The sequence below is a fragment of the Streptomyces sp. NPDC002055 genome (genome assembly GCF_040296705.1).
GTDB lineage: Bacteria > Actinomycetota > Actinomycetes > Streptomycetales > Streptomycetaceae > Streptomyces.
Genome location: NZ_JBEOXS010000079.1, coordinates 1 through 16,878, shown reverse-complemented (window position 1 = coordinate 16,878; position 16,878 = coordinate 1). Strand labels below are relative to the sequence as shown.

Below are 16,878 nucleotides of genomic sequence, written 5' to 3'. Positions count from 1 at the left end.
CTCCCCTGTCTCAACGCCGCCCCGAGTTTATATGGTTCCTTAACTTCACAAGTTTCTGAAAGTAGCGTACTTTCAGAAGCATGACCAAGGCCCTCTCACCGGAGCCGGCGATCCACACGGCCGGCCTGCACAAGTCCTTCGGCCGGACGCACGCGCTCGACGGTCTCGACCTCGACGTGGCGACCGGCGAGGTCCACGGCTTCCTCGGGCCGAACGGCGCCGGGAAGTCCACCACCATCCGCGTCCTCCTCGGTCTGCTGCGGGCCGACCGCGGCACCGTCCGGCTGCTGGGCGGGGATCCCTGGCACGACGCCGTGGAGCTGCACCGCCGGATCGCGTACGTCCCGGGCGACGTCACCCTGTGGCCGAACCTCTCCGGCGGCGAGGCCATCGACCTCTACGGGCGGCTGCGCGGACGGCTGGACCCCAACCGCCGCGCCCGGCTCCTGGAGCGCTTCGAACTCGACCCGACCAAGAAGGGCCGCGCCTACTCGAAGGGCAACCGGCAGAAGGTCGCGCTGGTCGCCGCGTTCGCCTCCGACGTCGACCTGCTGATCCTCGACGAACCCACCTCGGGGCTGGACCCGCTGATGGAGGAGGTGTTCCAGAGTTGCGTCGCGGAGGAGCGGGAGCGCGGCCGGACCGTCCTCCTCTCCAGCCATGTGCTGAGCGAGGTGGAGGCGCTGTGCGACCGGGTGAGCATCATCCGCCGGGGCCGGACCGTCGAGAGCGGATCACTCGCCGACCTGCGGCATCTGACCCGGACCTCGGTCAGCGCCGAGCTCGCCGGGCCGCCCAACGGGCTCTCCCGGCTCCCCGGCGTCCACGACCTCGACATCCAGGGGAGGCGGGTGCGGCTCCAGGTCGACACCGACAGGCTCGACGGGGTGCTGCGGCAGCTGAGCGAGTCCGGGGTGCGCAGCCTGACCAGCACGCCGCCCACGCTGGAGGAGCTGTTCCTCCGGCACTACCAGGACGGGGCCCCGGGCGGGGACCCGGGCGGGGGCGGCCCCACTTCCGGCACCGCGGCCCCTGGTGGCGCTGCCTCTGGTTCCGCGGCCCCCGGTGCCACTGCCCCCGGTGACGCCGCCCCCGGCGACACAGGATCCGGTGACGCGCGGACGGCGGGCGTCCGGTGACCGCCGTCGCCCACGCCCCGTCCGCCCGGGCGCTCCCGGGCCGCCGCGGCGGCCTCGCCGGGACCGGCACGCTGCTGCGGCTCGCCCTGCGCCGGGACCGCGTCATGATGCCCGTCTGGGTGCTCGCCCAGACCGCCGTCGTCGCCGGGACCGGCTCCTCGCTGGTCAAGCTCTACGACACGGCGGCCAAGCGGGCCGACGTGGCGCAGTCGATGACCACCAGCAGTTCGCTGCGCGGCCTGTACGGGCCGGTGTTCCAGGACACCGTGGGCGGGCTGATCGCCTGGCGGTCCCTCGGCTTCGGCACGGTGCTGGCCGCGCTGATGAGCCTGATCATCGTGGTCCGGCACACCCGCGAGGAGGAGGACACCGGCCGTCAGGAACTGCTGTCCTCGGCCGTGGTGGGGCGCCGCGCCCCGCTGACCGCGGCCCTGCTCGCCGCGGCGGTGGCCAACGCCCTGCTGGCGCTGCTGGTCGCCGCCACGGCCTCCGGGTACGGCGCCCCGGCCGCGGGCTCCCTGGCGCTCGGCCTGACCCTCGGCGCGGTGGGCATGGCGTTCGCCGGTGTCGCGGCGGTCGCGGCGCAGCTCACCGAGAGCGCCCGGCCCGCGAAGGGGCTGGCCGGGGCCGTGCTGGGGCTGGCGTTCGTGCTGCGCACGGCGGGGGACGTGGTGTCCGACGACGGCTCCTCCCCGCTCGGCTGGGCGTCGCCGCTCGGCTGGGCGGAGAACGTCCGGCCGGCCGCCGGCGAACGCTGGTGGATCCTGCTGCTGCTCGTCGCGCTCACCGCGGCGACGACGGCCACGGCCTTCGCGCTCGCCGGCCGCCGGGACCTCGGCGCGGGCTTCCTGCCGTCCCGCCCCGGCCCGCCGGCCGGCCGGATCGGCGGGACGTACGGTCTGGCGCTGCGGCTCCAGCGCGGTTCGCTCCTCGGCTGGACGGCCGGATTCGCCGTCGCGGGCCTGGTGTTCGGGGCGATCACGGACGGCGCCGCGGAGCTGGTGGACGACAACGAAGGGACCCGCGCGATCATCGACCGGATGGGCGGCCATCAGGGCCTCGCGGACTCCTCGCTCGCCGCGATGACCGGCATCCTCGGCATGGTGGCCGCCCTGTTCGCCGTGGGCAGCGTGCTGCGGCTGCGGTCCGAGGAGACCGCGGGGCGCGCGGAGCCGGTCCTCGCCACCGCGGCGGGCCGGCTGCGCTGGGCGGGCAGCCATCTGGCCGTCGCGTTCCTCGGCACGGTCGCGGTGCTCTTCTGCTGCGGGGTCGCGATGGGCGTCGGCTACGGGGCGACGGCGGGCGGCCTGGGGGGCGAACTCCCGCGAGTGCTCGGGGCGTCGCTGGCCCAGGCGCCGGCGGTGTGGCTGGCGGCCGGGTGCGCGATGCTGCTGTTCGGGGCCCTGCCGAGGGCGACCCCGGTGGCGTGGGGCGTGGCGGGCGCCTGGCTCGGCATCGGCTGGCTCGGGCCGACGGTCGAACTGCCGCAGTGGGCGATGAACCTGTCGCCCTTCAGCCACCTGCCGAAACTGCCGGGCGCCGAGGCGCACGCGGCTCCGTTCCTCTGGCTGACGCTGCTGGCGGCGGCGCTCGCGGGGGCCGGGCTGCTGGCGTTCCGGCGCCGGGACATCGGCTGACGGTCGCTCGCCGGTTGGCGGCCGGCCTGTCGTGCCGGGCCCGGGGCCGCCCCTGCTCGTGGGGCGCGCCCCGGGCCCGGGTCAGCCGGCTCGGCCGGTGCCGGGGGCGCCGCGGTCGTCGTCCCCGCCCGGCTTGGGGTTGCCGCCGCCGGGGGCGTCCTCCCCGCGCTCGTAGGGACTGCCGCCGGTGGTGTCGTCCACCATGGGCTCTTCCACCTCGACGGGTCGCCAGGGGTGGGGCTTGTCGCGCAGGAGCATGTTCCCGCTGAAGCCGTTGCCGATGATGCGCAGATCGGGCTGCATCTCCGTGCCCTGGTCGGCGCTCCGGGCGAGCACGGAGTGGATCCGGTCGCCGGTCGGCTCCCACGGATGCGCCGGGTCGTCGGGGCGCACTGCGCGATGTCCGTGTACCAGGTGTCGCCGCTCTGTCCCGTTGCACGCTTCGCCGCTCGGACGTGAGACGAAGCCGCCCGTCAGACCTCGACGACCAGTTCCTCCAGCCCGCGGATCACATAGCCCGGCTTCCAGCGCGGTTCGGTGACCAGGCGCAGCCCCGGCGCCCGCTCCAGCAGGGCGCCGAAGGAGGCGGCGAGTTCGATGCGGGCCAGCGGGGCGCCCAGGCAGTAGTGGATACCGGCGCCGAAGGTCAGGTGCGGGTTGTCGGAGCGGGTGAGATCCAGGCGGTCCGGGTCGGGGAACCGCTCCGGATCCCGGTTGGCGGAGCCGAACAGCAGCGCCACCTCCGTACCCCGCGGAAGGGTCCGCCCCGCGATCTCGATGTCGTCCAGCACCCAGCGCTCGAACATCTGCAACGGGGTGTCGTACCGCATCAGTTCCTCGACCGCGGTGGGCAGCAGAGCGGGGTCGGCGCGCAGCGCGGCCAGCTGGTCCGGGTTGCGGAAGAGGGTCAGCCAGCCGTTGGCGGTGGTGTTGACGGTGGCCTCGTGGCCGGCGTTCAGCAGCAGCACACAGGTCGAGATCATCTCCTGCTCGCTGAGCCGGTCGTCCTCGTCGTGGGCCGCGATCAGGGCGCTGATCAGGTCGTCACCGGGGGCGGCACGGCGCTCGGCGATCAGGTCGCGCAGATAGGCCGAGAACTCCACCGAGGCCCGGACGGCCCGGCGCGCCGCCTCCTCCGTCGGGTTGAGCTCGAACATCCCGACGATGTCGGCCGACCAGGGCCGCAGCAGCCCGCGGTCCGCGCGCGGAATGCCCAGCATCTCCGCGATCACCGCGACCGGCAGCGGCTCGGCGACCAGCTCGATCAGGTCGCCGCCGCCCCGTGCGCACAGCTCGTCGGCGAGCTCGGCGGCCATCCGCTCGACCGCCGGGGTCAGCCGCTGCACGGTGCGCGCGGTGAACGCCTTGGAGATCAGCCGGCGGATCCGCGTGTGGTCCGGCGGCTCCAGGTCCAACAGGCCGTTGCCGTTGAGCACATGGAACGGCTCGTGCTCGGGCGGCGGCGGGGTGCGGCCGAACTCCTCGTGGCTGAACCGGTGCAGATACGTGCGGCCCAGCCGGCGGTCGCGGAGCAGCGCGCTGACGTCGGCGTGCCGGGGGATCAGCCACTGCCCGGTCGGCTCGTACCAGTGCACCCGGCCCGTCTCCCGCAGTCCCGCGTAGGCGGGGTACGGGTCCGCGACGAAGGCGGGGGACCACGGGTCGAAGGCGACAGCGGCTGCATTCATGGCCAGACGGTACCCAGGAGTACGGCTGCCCGCTCCTGATCGGCCGGGTCCGGTGCGGGACGGCCCGGCTTCCGGGGTCCGGGGCCCGTCCCCATGGCGTCCCGCGGGCGGCCCCGGGCCCTCGGCACCCCGTACCGGCACCCCGTACGGGCGGGCCGCACCGCCATCCCGCCCGCGCCCCGCGGCTATCCGCCCGGCGTCACCAGCCCGATCTCGTAGGCGAAGACCGCCGCCTGCGTGCGGTCGCGCAGCCCGAGCTTCACGAGGATGCGGCTCACATGGGTCTTGACGGTGGCCTCGGTGACCACCAGGCGGTCCGCGATCTCCCCGTTCGACAGCCCCTGCGCGATCTGGGCGAGCACCTCGGTCTCGCGCTCGGTCAGCGCCTCGATCCGGTCCATCCGCGGGGCGCGCGGCGCGCCGAGCCGGGTGAACTCGGCCAGCAGCCGCTTGGTGACGGTCGGGGCGAGCAGGGCCTCGCCCGCCGCCACGATCCGTACCGCGTCGGCGAGCTGCCGGGCGGAGGCGTCCTTGAGCAGGAAGCCGGAGGCGCCCGCCCGGAGCGCTTCGTAGACGTACTCGTCCAGGTCGAAGGTGGTGAGGATGAGCACCCGGGCGCCCGCGTCGTCCTGCCGGGCCTCGGCGATCCGGCGGGTGGCCTCCAGGCCGTTCATGCCGGGCATCCGGATGTCCATCAGCACCACGTCGGGCCGGAGGGTCTCCACCTGGCCGACCGCCTCGCGGCCGTCGAGGGCCTCGCCGACCACCTCCATGTCGGGCTGCGCGTTCAGCAGCACGGAGAAACCCTCGCGGACCATCATCTGGTCGTCGGCGATCAGCACCCGGATGGTCATGCGGTGGCCTCCTCGGCCGGCTGGTCGAGCGGGAGGAAGGCCGAGACCTCGAAGCCCCCGTCGGCGGTGGGTCCGGCGGTCAGCTCTCCGCCGAGCATCGCGGCGCGTTCGCGCATGCCCATCACCCCGTGGCCCATGCCCGGGGAGGGCTGCACCTTCGCGGTCGGCGGGGTGTTGACGATCCGCAGGCCGAGGCCGGTGAGGACGTAGCTGACCTCCACCCGGACCCGCGAGCCGGGCGCGTGGCGCAGGGCGTTGCTCAGCCCTTCCTGGATGATGCGGAAGGCCGACAGCTCGACGCCCTGGGGCAGGGTCCGCTGCGCGCCGAAGCGCGCGACCTCGACGGAGAGGCCCACGGACCGGACGCCGTCGACGAGTTCGTCGAGCCGGGAGAGGTCGGGCTGCGGCGCGTCGGGCAGCTGCTGGTCGTCGGCGCTCTCGAAGCGCAGGACGCCCAGCACCCGGCGCAGTTCGGCGAGCGCCTCGACCGCGCTGCTGCGAATGGTGCCGAAGCTCTTCGTCAGCTCCTCGGGCGGATCGCTGACCCGGTACGGGGCGGCCTCGGCCTGGATCGCGATCACCGACATGTGGTGGGCGACGACGTCGTGCAGTTCGCGGGCGATCCGCGCGCGCTCCTCCAGCAGCGAGTGCTGACCGCGGACGTCGGCGACCAGGGTCTCCTGCTCGGCGACCTCGCCGCGGGCGAGCCGCCAGCCGCGCAGGGCGACGGCGGTGGCGAGGAGGACGGCGGAGAAGAAGGCCAGCGGGAGGAACATCACGGTGCGGTAGCCGTCGTTGAGCACCATGTCGACCAGCAGGGCGACCGTCACCGTGATCAGCCACATCTCCACGGCCACCCGGGGCCGGCTGCGCAGCGCCACCAGGATCATGACGGTGACGAGCGCCATCATGCCGGGGTTGCCCCATTCGCCGGTCAGGGGGGACGCGACGGTGGCCGCGAGCGACGCCCAGAAGGCGCCGACCGGCCGGAGCAGGGCCAGCAGCACCGGCAGGGTCTGGGTCAGCACCAGGCAGAAGTCGATGATGTTCCCGGGTGCCGATGTGGTGGAGCGGGCCGACATCTCCGCCATGGTGATGAGCAGCGCGAGGAAGGCGACCGTCGCGTGGGGGAGCCAGCGGCCACCGATCCGCTCGATCCGCGGCCAGCGGACGAAGCGCTCGGCGCGCAGCGGCGGCAGCGGCCGGAGGGCCCAGGCGTCCTCGATCAGGTCGTGGCGCACCGCCTGCCAGGCGGTCCGGGCTATGCGGGACTCGGTCCACGCGGTTGTCGTCTCATTCACAGGCAGCACGCTACGCAGTACGGGGCCGGGCGTCGTCACCGACAAAGCTGACATCTTCTCGTCCGTCTCAAGGATGACGAGGCGTCCACGGAGCGTGAATGGCGAGCCGCGCGATCTCGTCGGCGACGACCGCGGCGGCGGGCGCGGCCGGGTCGATGAGCGGGAAGTGGCCCACCCCGTCGAGCAGCACGAGCCGGACCGGCTGTCCGGCCCGCTCGGCCGCCGCCACGAAGGCGCGGGCGACGTCCGGGGGCACATCGGCATCGCAGGCGCCCTGGACGACCGTGGTGCGGACCCCGGTGGGCAGCAGCGCGGCGGAGTCGGCGTACGGCAGCCGCGCCGGCCACTTCTCGGGGCCGCCCAGCAGTTGCACCGCCGCGTCCGAGCACACCCCGAGGCGCCGGGCGGTGGTGAAGTCCGCGATGGGGGCCAGGGCGACGACCCCGCGGAACGGCGGCGGTGCGCACGGATCCGTCCCCGGCGGCCCGGCGCGGTGCCACCGGGACCCGACGGGCAGCCGGTGCCGGGCCGCCGCCCACAGCGCGAGGTGCCCACCCGCGGAGTGCCCGGTGAGCACGGTGCACGCCGGATCGACGCGCGCCCACGCGGGGTCACCCTGCGGTACGCCCCGCACGGCGGCCCTCCGCTCGGCGTCCTGCACCTCCCCGACCAGCGCCGGGAGGCGGTCGACGGCCAGCGCGACATCGTCGAAGGTCTCGGGCCAGCGGCCCGCGCGCGGCACCGCGCCCGGCCCGTTCCCGTGCCCCGTCCCGCTCTCCCCCGCCACCGGGAGGTCGTCCGCCGCCGGTTGGTCGTCCGCCACCCGGAAGTCGTCCGGCGCCGGGCCGCCCTCCCCCGGCGCCCCGTCCGTCCGGGGGCCGTCCCCCCGGTCCGTCGGCCCCGGCCCGCGGCGGTACTCCACCGAGGCGACGGCGAAGCCGTAGCCGGCGAGCCGGGCGGCCAGCGGCGAGACGTGGTGCCGGTCGTACGGAGCGCGCCAGGCGCCGCCGTGCAGCAGGACCACCAGCGGCGCGGGCCCACTGCCGCCCCGCGGGGCGTAGAGGTCGAGGACCTGGTCCGGGTGCGGCCCGTACGGCAGGCAGACGTCGGCCGGTACCGGCGCGTGGCCGAACGCGGAGGCCTCCTCGGCCTCCGCGTCCCCTCCCCCGCCAGCGGCCACCGGTCAGGCCCGCCGCTCGGCGAGCACCTCGCCCAGGATCCGCGCGGCCCGCTCCGCGTCCGCGAAGGAGGTGTAGAGCGGGGTGAAGCCGAAGCGCAGCACGTCCGGACGCCGGAAGTCGCCGACCACCCCACGCCGCGTCAGTTCCCGCATCACCGCGCCCGCGTCGGGACAGCGCAGCGCGATCTGGCTGCCGCGCTCCGGGTGCGCGGCCGGAGTGACGGACTCGACCGTGCCCGGCGGGGCATGGTGCGCCACGCACTCCAGGAAGAAGTCCGTCAGGGCGAGGCTCTTCTCCCGCACGGCCTCGACGGAGACGCCGTCCCAGACGGTCAGCGCCTCCTCCAGCGCCAGCATCGACAGGATGTCCGGCGTGCCGACCCGGCCCCGCGCGGAGCCGTCCGCCGGGGTGTAGGCGGACTCCATGCCGAACGGGTCGGCGTGCGAGTTCCACCCGGGCAGCGGGGAGTCGAAACCGGGCTGCAGATCCCGCCGCACATACAGATAGGCGGGCGCGCCCGGACCGCCGTTGAGGTACTTGTACGTGCAGCCGACGGCGAAGTCGGCCCGGTGCGCGTCGAGTTCCACCGGCAGGGCTCCCGCGCTGTGGCACAGGTCCCACACCACCAGCGCCCCGGCCGCGTGCGCCGCGGCCGTGATGCCGGGGAGGTCGTGCAGCCGCCCGCTGCGGTAGTCGACGTGGTTGACCAGCGCCACGGCCGTACGCGGCCCGAACGCGGCGGCCATGTCCCCGGGCGCGACCGCCCGGATGCGGCAGCCGGTGAGCCGGGCGGCGGACTCGGCGACGTACCCGTCGGTGGGGAAGGTGGCGGCGTCGACGAGCACTTCGTCGCGCCGCACCGCCCCCGCACCCGACTCCCCGGCACCGGCACCGGCACCGACTGCGGCCCCGACTGCGACACCGGACCCGGCACGCGCGGCATCACCGGCAGCTCCGGCAGCTCCGGCATCGCCGTCGGCTCCGGCATCGGCAGCAGCTCCGGCCTCCGCTCCGGCTCCGGCATCCGCTCCGGTTCCGCTGCCGGCCGCCTGCGCCGCCCGGACCGCCGCCACCACGGCCTTGAACACATTGACGCTGGTCGAGTCGCCGACGACCACCTGGCCCGGCGCCGCCCCGATCAGCGGCGCGATCCGGTCACCGATCCGTTCGGGCGCGGTCCACCAGCCGCTCTCCTCCCAGGAGCGGATCCGCAGTTCGCCCCACTCCCGCTCGATGACCTCGGCCATCCGGCCGGGGACACTGCGCGGCAGGGCGCCGAGCGAGTTGCCGTCGAGGTAGGTCACCCCGTCGTCGAGGGCGAAGCGGTCGCGCACCGCGGCCAGCGGGTCGGCATCGTCCCGGCGAGCCGCCCGCGCGGCGAGGTCGCCGGGAACGGGGGTGTCCGTGGCGCCCGTGGCGCCCGTGGGATCCGTGGCGTCCGTGGTCTCCGTGGTGCCGCCCATACCGCTCCGTTCGTCCGTGGCCGCGGCCCGTCCGGGCCCCACGGCCTCCGAGGAATCGTTCCGCTCCCCCAGCACATCGGCATCCCGTCCGCGCACCGCGCCCGCCGTCCGCGTGGACACCGCGGGGGACCCGGGCCGGCCGTCCGCACCGGCCGCCGCGCCGGCCCCGGCCGCCGCATCGGACATGGCCATCGTGTCCGCCCCGGCCGTCGCGTCGGACATGGCCTGCGCGTCGGACTTGGCCTTCGCGTCAGACATGGCTGCGCGCCGTCCACAGCTCGGGGAAGGCGTTCTTGGCCGCGCGCTTCTCCAGCCACGCCACGCCGGCCGAACCACCGGTTCCGGTCTTGGCGCCCATCGCCCGCCGGGTCGCGACCAGGTGGTCGTTGCGCCACCGCCACACCAGCTCGGCGACCTCGGTCAGCGCCTCGCCGAGCCGGACCAGCTCGCTGTCCTGCGGGCCGGAGTAGATGTCCTGCCAGGCCCGCTCGACCCCGGGGTCGGGCTCGTAGCGCAGGGACGGGTCCCGCTCCAGCACCGACGCCGGTACGGCGTGGCCGCGGCGGGCGAGCAGCCGCACCACCTCGTCGTAGAGGCTGGGCTCCTGCAGGGCCTTGGCCAGCTCGTCGTGGACGCGCGGCGCGCCCCGGTGCGGGACGAGCATCGAGGCCGACTTCTCACCGAGCAGGAACTCCAGCCGCCGGTACATCGCGGACTGGAAGCCGGAGCCCTCGCCGAGCGCGCTGCGGTAGGAGTTGAACTGCGCCGGGGTGAGGTGGGCCAGCGGCTTCCACGAGGCGTTGAGCGACTCCAGCTCGTAGGTGGACCGCTTCAGGGCGGCCAGGGCGACGGGCAGGTCGTCCTGGCGGAGCGCCTCCGCGGCGGTCTGCCACTCATGGACGATCACCGTGAACCACAGCTCCATGACCTGGGTGGTGACCAGGAAGACCATCTCGCCGGGGTCGTCGGAGAGCGGGTGCTGGAGGTGGGTGAGGACGTCCGCCTGGACGTAGTCCTCGTACGGCGTGGTGCCCGCGAAGTCGAGATTCGGGGTGTCGGGGCCGGCCTCCGGACCGGCTTCCGACGCAGGGGGCAGGTGTGACATTGCTGTCTCCTCGTGCGTACTGCCGGGTAGCGGTCCGCCCCTTCCTCTCGGCATCGGAGCCCCGGTCCCCTCTTCGGGCCGGGTCCACCGCGACGGCGAATCCGGCCCTGAGCGCATCATCGGTGCTGTACAGCCACTACGGCAAGAACTCTCCCGCCGATGGCCGCACCGGCAGCCGCGATCCACCACCCCCGGAACGGGACGTTCCGCGGTCTCCAGGGCGGGGGCCCCGGCGCCGCCCGCGCCTCAGGTATCCCCCGCAACCATCCCCCGCAACGCACGTGACGCATGCGTCGTCGTACGGCGCATGCGTCACTCGGCGAAGAGTGAGCCGCGTCCCCGGCGGGGGACACGGCTCGGAAGAGGGGTTCCTCAGGTGAGGATGTCGGCGGCGGTCGGGGACGAGTCGCGCAGGAAGGTCGTGCAGCGCTCGTACTCCGCCTCCTCGCCGATGGCCTGGGCGGCGCGGGCCAGCGCGTGCAGGGCACGGAGGAAACCGCGGTTCGGCTCGTGCTCGAAGGGCACCGGCCCGTGGCCCTTCCAGCCGGCCCGGCGCAGTGAGTCGAGCCCGCGGTGGTAGCCGGTGCGGGCGTAGGCGTAGGACTCGACGGTCCGGCCGCCCTCGAAGGCGTCGTCGGCGAGCTGGGCCCAGGCGAGGGAGGAAGCGGGGTACTTCGCCGCGACCTCGGCCGGGGCCGCGCCGGAGGCCAGCAGCTCGCGGGGCTCGGGGTCGTCGGGCAGATGGGTCGGGGGCGGGCCCCCGAGCAGGTTCTCGTGTGTGGACATGGTCCCCAGTCTGCCTGCCCCGGGCCCGGAAGGGGTGATCAGGACCGGCCCGATACGGAAGTACCGGGATCCAGTGGCGGTGCGGTCACCGCGCAGTACGTCCGGCACTCGGCCCGGCAGCGCGGCTGCGCCTCGGCCTCCCCGGCCGCCCCCTCCGCGCCGGCCGCCTCCTCCGCACCGGCCGCCTCTTCCGCCCCGCCCGGCGCCTTCGCGGCGGCGGGGCCGGAGGGCGCCAGCACGTCGGACCGTACGGTCAGCACGGCGATCAGCGCGCCCAGCAGCAGGATGCCCGCGCACATCGGCATGGCCCGGCGGAAGGTGTCCGCGAACTCCGCCGGTTCCCGGTAGGCCTCCGGTCCCATTCCGGCGAGCAGCGGGAGCGCCGCCACCGCGAGCAGCCCGGCGGCCCGCGCCACCGCGTTGTTGACGCCGCTGGCCAGGCCGGCGTGCTCGACCTCGACGGAGGCGAGCACGGTCGCGGTCAGCGGGGCCACCAGCAGCACCATGCCCGAGCCCATGACCAGCAGGGCGGGCAGCACGTCCGCCCAGTACGAGGCCCCGGCGTCCACCCGGAGCATCAGCAGCAGCCCGGCGCCGCAGAGCAGCGGGCCCACGGTGAGCGGGATGCGGGGGCCGATCCGCTGGCCCAGTTCGCCGGAGCGGGCGGAGAGCAGCAGCATCATTCCGGTGGTGGGCAGCAGGGCCGTCCCCGCGGCCAGTGCGGAGTAGCCGAGCACCACCTGGAGCTGGAGCACGGAGAGGAAGAAGAAGCCGCCGAAGGCCGCGTACACACAGAAGGTCACGGCGTTGACGGCGGTGAACTGCCGGGAGGCGAAGATCCGCGGCGGCAGCATCGGGTCCCGGCGCCGCCGCTCCAGGTGGACGAAGGCGGCCCCGAGCAGCACCCCGCCGACGCCCGCGATCACCACCGCCGGGGAGGCGCCCTGCTCGGGGGCCTCGATCAGGGCGTAGGTGGCCGCGCCGAGGGAGACGGCACCGAGCGCGGCACCGGCGACGTCGAAGCGCCCGTGTGCCCGCGGGTCGCGGGTCTCGGGCACGTGCCGCACCGCCACCGCGACGCAGACGGCGGCCAGCGGGACGTTGATCAGGAACACCCAGCGCCAGCCCGGCCCGTCGACCAGCCAGCCGCCGAGGAACGGCCCGACCGCCGCCGCCACCCCGCCCAGCCCGGACCAGGCGCCCACCGCGCGGGCCCGTTCCGCCGGATGGAAGGTGGCCTGGATGAGCGCCAGCGAGCCGGGGGTGAGGAGCGCGCCGCCGATGCCTTGGAGGGCCCGGGCCGCGATCAGGACCGGCGCGTTGGGGGCCATCCCGCAGGCCAGCGAGGCGAGGGCGAACCACACCACGCCGATCACGAAGATCCGTCGCCGTCCGAACCGGTCGCCCAGCGCCCCGCCCAGCAGGATCAGCGAGGCGAGGGTGAGCGTGTAGGCGTTGACGGTCCACTGCAGCACGGCCAGGTCGGCGTCGAGATCGGCACCGATCCGGGGCAGGGCCACATTGACGACGGTGCCGTCGAGCAGGGCCATGCCCGATCCGAGCACGGTGGTGAGCAGGATCCAGCGGCCCGGGCCCTGCGACAGCCGGATCGTGCCGGGGGTGCTGCCGACGGGCGGCGGAGGCGTCCCGTCCGACGGCGTCCGCCCGGTGGCCGACCGCCCCGAGAAATCGCTCATACCGGGATCATCCTCGCGCGACCTGCCGGTGGCCAGTCCGACGGCACCGCGGCCCGGCCACCGGAAACACCCGGCACCGCGCCCCGCCCACCCCTGGACGACGCCCCGCCTCCGGGAACGCGTCCGGGCCGGACCCCCTGAGGGGGGCCCGGCCCGGTTCGCACAGGTGGCCGTGTCCGCGGCCGGCCCCACAGGGGGTCCGGCCCGGACGGAGCGGTCACGCCCGGCGCACTACTTCAGCTTGGTGCCGGTGGCGCGCAGGTTGGCGCACGCCTGGGTGACCCGCTCGGCCATGCCCTTCTCGGCGGACTTGCCCCAGCTGCGCGGGTCGTAGGTCTTCTTGTTGCCGACCTCGCCGTCGATCTTCAGCACCCCGTCGTAGTTGCGGAACATGTGGTCCGCGACCGGGCGGGTGAAGGCGTACTGGGTGTCGGTGTCGAGGTTCATCTTCACGACGCCGTTCTCCAGCGCGGTGCGGATCTCGTCCTCCGTGGAGCCGGAGCCGCCGTGGAAGACGAAGTCGAACGGGTTCTCCTTGCCGTGCTTGGCGGCGATGCCGTCCTGGAGCTCGCGCAGCAGGTCGGGGCGGAGCACGACGTTGCCCGGCTTGTAGACGCCGTGCACGTTGCCGAACGAGGCGGCCAGCAGGTAGCGGCCCTTCTCGCCCAGGCCGAGGGCCTCGGCGGTGCGCTCGACGTCGGAGACGGTGGTGTACAGCTCGTCGTTGATCTCGTGCGTGACGCCGTCCTCCTCGCCACCGGTCGGGGTGATCTCGACCTCGAGGATGATCTTGGCCTTGACGGCCTCGGCGAGCAGCTCCTGCGCGATGGTCAGGTTCTCGTCGAGCTTCTCGGCGGAGCCGTCCCACATGTGGGACTGGAAGAGCGGGTTCTGGCCGGCGGCCACCCGCTCCTGCGAGACGGCGAGCAGCGGCCGGACGTAGCCGTCGAGCTTGTCCTTCGGGCAGTGGTCGGTGTGCAGGGCGATGTTCACCGGGTACTTCTTGGCGACGATGTGCGCGAACTCGGCCAGGGCGACCGCACCGGAGACCATGTCCTTGCTGTACTGACCGCCCAGGAACTCCGCACCACCCGTGGAGATCTGGACGATGCCGTCGCTCTCCGCCTCGGCGAAGCCGCGGAGGGCCGCGTGCAGCGTCTGCGACGAGGTCACGTTGATGGCCGGGTAGGCGAACTTGCCTGCCTTCGCCCGGTCGAGCATCTCGTTGTAGACCTCGGGGGTTGCGATGGGCATCTGTCCGCTCCTTGTGATCTGCGGGTGTGCAGCCGGGGGTCCGGGGTCTGCTCCCCGGGAATTTTCCGTGGCCCTGACCATGGGGGCGACGTCATCGTCGCCCCCATCTTCCCAGACGAGCCCGATTGGTCCACCCGGCCCAGAATGCGGACACCGAAGAGGGGCGGAGCGTTTCACGTGAAACGCTCCGCCCCTCTTCGAATGCGCAGGTCAGAGACCCAGATCGGGCAGCTCGTAGGCCGGGACGTACCGAATTCCGGCCTCCCCGATGGCGGGCGCGGCGCCGCGGTCCACGATCGTCGCGACCGCCACGACCTCGGCGCCCGCCTCCCGGGCGGCCTGCACCGCGGTGAGCGGGGAGCCGCCGGTGGTGGAGGTGTCCTCGACCACCAGGACCCGGCGGCCCTTGATGTCCGGGCCCTCGATGCGGCGCTGCATGCCGTGCGTCTTCTGCGCCTTCCGGACCACGAACGCGTCGAGCTTGCGGCCGCGGGCGGCGGCGGCGTGCAGCATCGAGGTGGCGACCGGGTCGGCACCGAGCGTGAGCCCGCCCACCGCGTCGAAGTCGAGGTCGGCGGTGGAGTCCAGCATGACCTGCCCCACCAGGGGGGCGGCCTCCGCGTCGAGGGTGATCCGGCGCAGGTCGATGTAGTAATCGGCCTCCAGCCCGGAGGAGAGGGTCACCTTGCCGCGGACCACGGCCTTGTCCTTGATCTGCTGCAGCAGGGCGTCACGCACGTCGGAGGAAGAGCTCATACGGACGAGACTAGCCGGGCCGGCGGTCAGAGCCGACGCCACCTCCAGGTGGTGGCCATCTCCAGCGGCTGGACCGGGGTGACCAGTCGCGGCGCGGTGTTGAGGCCGTTCGGCGGCCCGGACTGCGGCTCGACACAGATCGCCTCGGGCTGCTCGTCGTAGATCACGACCCACTCCCCGCGGCTGGTGATCGTCAGCTCCAGCTCGTCCGGCCAGGTGAGGGTGGTCTCCACCCCGTCCGGCATCCCGAAGCAGTCGTCCCAGGGGCCGGGCAGCGGATCGATCCGGCGGCCCGTCGGCAGATGGTCGTCCCCGCGCTCCTCCTGCCAGGCGGGCGCGAAGTCGATCACGGCGTCCGCTCCGCCGGCGCCGAGGTTCCGCAGGAACCAGGGGTGCCAGCCCACCTGGGCGGGGAACGAGTCGTCGATCGTCTCGACCCCCATGGTCAGGGTCAGCGAGTCCTCGTCGAGCTCGACCAGCTGGGTGACCCGGCCCGGGTACGGCCACGGGTCGGCAAGGTCGTAGGTGAAGACCGCGGACGCCTTCTCGGTGCGGGCGACGCTCCATTCGGCGTCCCGGCCGGTGCCGTGGATGGCGTGCGGCGGGGAGTTCAGCGGCAGCTGGTGCACGGTGCCGCCGTTGCGGAACCGGCCGTTCTCCGTCCGCCCGCAGAACGGCACCATCGGGAACGCCCCGTGGTCGGGGCCCTGCCGCAGCAGCTCCGTGCCGCCGATCCGCAGCGATCCGATCCGGCAGCCGAGCGCCGGCAGCACGGTCAACTCGGCATCGCCCGCGCCGAGTCGCACGCCGCCGTCGGGGGTGTCATGGGTACTCACCCCTCGAACCCTAGCCGCGACCCGATCACCGCGCGCCCGGCGCTACCGCCGACGGCGCAGGATCCGGCCGACGACCACGGCCGAGGCGACGAGCGCCGCCGCGGCGGGCGCCGCCCAGCGCAAGGTGGCCGTGGTGGAGGTGGCCTCGGGCGCGGGCACGGGGGCGTACCGGCCGCGCGGCGGCGCGTGGTCGACCTCCTCGGCGCTACGGCCGATCATCGTGCGCCGGGCGTGCGCGGCCTCCGCCGGCGGTTCCTCACCGTCCTCGATGACGGCGTCGATCTCGGCGTCGGTCTCGAACACGGAACCCGACTCCTCGTCCTCCGGCCTCTCCGGGGACGGGATGCCAGGGATGACGCGCTGATGGTCGTCGCCCTCGCCCGAGCCGGGCGGCGACTCCAGCGCCGCCGCGAGTTCGGCGGCGAAACGGTCCAGCAGCCGCCGCCCCGCGGCCCCGGCCGCGGCGTCGTCCGCCTCGGCCAGCCGGCCCTCGCTGTGCACGGTCCCACTCCAGGCGAGCAGCGTCCCGCCGTCCCCGGCGGTCAGCCGTACGGTCAGCGCGCAGCGCACGGACCCGCCGCCCCGCACCTCCGTGCCCTCGCCCTCGACGGCGAGGTCGCCACCGTCCCGCGGGATCACCCGCAGACTTCCGCGGTAGGTGATGGTCGAGTTGGCGACGCGCAGCCGCAGCCGGCCGACGACCGCGCCCGGCTCCCGCGCCGCGTCGGCGTCCTCCTGGAACCCAGGAATGCACCCGGCGACCCTCGTCGGATCGACGAGGACCTGCCGCACAGTGCCGGCGGAAAACGGAACGAACACCTCATGCTCCATGAAGACCGAGCCTACCCAGCCATCCCCCTCCAGCACCCGCTCCACCCCGACATCAACGCCTCCCCACCCATCCAACCGACCGGAAGCAGACACTCCGAAACACCAACCGACGTGCCACCGGCAATGGGTGACGGCATCCGGGACCGGCCACCGGGGAAAGGCCAAGCCGCAGGGCCAAGCCACCGCGGGACCGGCCACAGAAACGAAACCCCACATGCAGGCCACCGGCGGTAGCGGCCGAGGCCTGGGTACGAACCACCGGCGGGAGGGGGCGGGGCCGCAGGGGTGGGGGGTTCCGGAAGCTTCCGTGTATTTGTGGCCCCCAGGGCCGTAAATATACGTTCCGGAAC

At 74.2% G+C, this 16,878-nt stretch carries 15 protein-coding genes; 2 read left to right on the top strand and 13 right to left on the bottom strand.

The window, feature by feature from the left end:
- The first annotated feature begins 80 nt into the window (after positions 1–80).
- Together ABT112_RS31405 and ABT112_RS31400 are read left to right on the top strand one after the other, a co-directional pair.
- Entirely contained in the window at positions 81–1,139 is a 1,059-nt protein-coding gene (locus ABT112_RS31405; RefSeq protein WP_351515186.1) for an ABC transporter ATP-binding protein, read from the top strand.
- Positions 1,136–2,776: an ABC transporter permease gene (locus tag ABT112_RS31400; protein ID WP_502975503.1), complete on the top strand. Its 1,641-nt coding sequence runs from the start codon at positions 1,136–1,138 to the stop codon at positions 2,774–2,776. Before ABT112_RS31405 ends, ABT112_RS31400 begins: the two co-directional genes overlap by 4 nt.
- Before the next feature lie 81 nt (positions 2,777–2,857).
- Here ABT112_RS31400 and ABT112_RS31395 read toward each other — a convergent pair whose 3' ends face one another.
- The 13 genes from ABT112_RS31395 to ABT112_RS31335 all read right to left on the bottom strand — a co-directional run bounded on the left by ABT112_RS31395 (position 2,858) and on the right by ABT112_RS31335 (position 16,528).
- Positions 2,858–3,169 (bottom strand): hypothetical protein, encoded by a 312-nt coding sequence (locus tag ABT112_RS31395; RefSeq protein ID WP_351515185.1) that lies wholly within the window; start codon positions 3,167–3,169, stop codon positions 2,858–2,860.
- Between the two features lie 80 nt (positions 3,170–3,249).
- Positions 3,250–4,464 carry a cytochrome P450 gene (locus ABT112_RS31390; RefSeq protein WP_351515184.1) on the bottom strand — a complete coding sequence of 405 codons (1,215 nt, stop codon included), beginning with the start codon at positions 4,462–4,464 and terminating at the stop codon, positions 3,250–3,252.
- Positions 4,465–4,649: 185 nt separating this feature from the next.
- Positions 4,650–5,318, bottom strand: a complete 669-nt coding sequence (locus tag ABT112_RS31385) for a response regulator (protein WP_351515183.1) — start codon at positions 5,316–5,318, stop codon at positions 4,650–4,652.
- Positions 5,315–6,619 carry a sensor histidine kinase gene (locus ABT112_RS31380; RefSeq protein ID WP_351515182.1) on the bottom strand — a complete coding sequence of 435 codons (1,305 nt, stop codon included), beginning with the start codon at positions 6,617–6,619 and terminating at the stop codon, positions 5,315–5,317. Before ABT112_RS31380 ends, ABT112_RS31385 begins: the two co-directional genes overlap by 4 nt.
- Positions 6,620–6,686: 67 nt before the next feature.
- Positions 6,687–7,718 carry an alpha/beta hydrolase gene (locus ABT112_RS31375; RefSeq protein WP_502975508.1) on the bottom strand — a complete coding sequence of 344 codons (1,032 nt, stop codon included), beginning with the start codon at positions 7,716–7,718 and terminating at the stop codon, positions 6,687–6,689.
- Between the two features lie 84 nt (positions 7,719–7,802).
- Complete coding sequence (locus ABT112_RS31370; protein ID WP_502975507.1) at positions 7,803–9,263, bottom strand: kynureninase; 1,461 nt, start codon at positions 9,261–9,263, stop codon at positions 7,803–7,805.
- A gap of 250 nt (positions 9,264–9,513) precedes the next feature.
- Positions 9,514–10,368: a tryptophan 2,3-dioxygenase family protein gene (locus tag ABT112_RS31365; RefSeq protein ID WP_351515180.1), complete on the bottom strand. Its 855-nt coding sequence runs from the start codon at positions 10,366–10,368 to the stop codon at positions 9,514–9,516.
- Between the two features lie 372 nt (positions 10,369–10,740).
- The gene (locus ABT112_RS31360) at positions 10,741–11,154 is read right to left on the bottom strand and encodes a DUF3151 domain-containing protein (protein WP_351515179.1); all 414 of its coding nucleotides are present in this window, start codon (positions 11,152–11,154) and stop codon (positions 10,741–10,743) included.
- A gap of 38 nt (positions 11,155–11,192) precedes the next feature.
- Complete coding sequence (locus ABT112_RS31355) at positions 11,193–12,851, bottom strand: MFS transporter (RefSeq protein WP_351515178.1); 1,659 nt, start codon at positions 12,849–12,851, stop codon at positions 11,193–11,195.
- 231 nt (positions 12,852–13,082) lie between these two features.
- A complete protein-coding gene (fbaA, locus tag ABT112_RS31350; RefSeq protein ID WP_351515177.1) occupies positions 13,083–14,186 on the bottom strand; it encodes a class II fructose-bisphosphate aldolase in 1,104 nt (367 codons plus the stop codon).
- 129 nt (positions 14,187–14,315) lie between these two features.
- Entirely contained in the window at positions 14,316–14,861 is a 546-nt protein-coding gene (gene pyrE, locus ABT112_RS31345) for an orotate phosphoribosyltransferase (protein WP_351515176.1), read from the bottom strand.
- Between the two features lie 26 nt (positions 14,862–14,887).
- Entirely contained in the window at positions 14,888–15,697 is an 810-nt protein-coding gene (locus ABT112_RS31340) for an aldose epimerase family protein (protein WP_351515175.1), read from the bottom strand.
- A 42-nt stretch (positions 15,698–15,739) separates the two neighbouring features.
- Positions 15,740–16,528, bottom strand: a complete 789-nt coding sequence (locus ABT112_RS31335; RefSeq protein WP_351515174.1) for an SRPBCC family protein — start codon at positions 16,526–16,528, stop codon at positions 15,740–15,742.
- Positions 16,529–16,878 lie beyond the last annotated feature (350 nt).

Bases quoted from the DNA above. Each gene is read 5' to 3' on its own strand.
- ABT112_RS31405 (WP_351515186.1), top strand. From the start codon at position 81: ATGACCAAGGCCCTCTCACCGGAGCCGGCGATCCACACGGCCGGCCTG.
- ABT112_RS31390 (WP_351515184.1), bottom strand. From the start codon at position 4,464: ATGAATGCAGCCGCTGTCGCCTTCGACCCGTGGTCCCCCGCCTTCGTC.
- ABT112_RS31385 (WP_351515183.1), bottom strand. From the start codon at position 5,318: ATGACCATCCGGGTGCTGATCGCCGACGACCAGATGATGGTCCGCGAG.
- ABT112_RS31370 (WP_502975507.1), bottom strand. From the start codon at position 9,263: ATGGGCGGCACCACGGAGACCACGGACGCCACGGATCCCACGGGCGCC.
- ABT112_RS31365 (WP_351515180.1), bottom strand. From the start codon at position 10,368: ATGTCACACCTGCCCCCTGCGTCGGAAGCCGGTCCGGAGGCCGGCCCC.
- ABT112_RS31360 (WP_351515179.1), bottom strand. From the start codon at position 11,154: ATGTCCACACACGAGAACCTGCTCGGGGGCCCGCCCCCGACCCATCTG.
- ABT112_RS31355 (WP_351515178.1), bottom strand. From the start codon at position 12,851: ATGAGCGATTTCTCGGGGCGGTCGGCCACCGGGCGGACGCCGTCGGAC.
- fbaA (WP_351515177.1), bottom strand. From the start codon at position 14,186: ATGGTCAGGGCCACGGAAAATTCCCGGGGAGCAGACCCCGGACCCCCG.
- pyrE (WP_351515176.1), bottom strand. From the start codon at position 14,861: ATGAGCTCTTCCTCCGACGTGCGTGACGCCCTGCTGCAGCAGATCAAG.
- ABT112_RS31335 (WP_351515174.1), bottom strand. From the start codon at position 16,528: ATGGAGCATGAGGTGTTCGTTCCGTTTTCCGCCGGCACTGTGCGGCAG.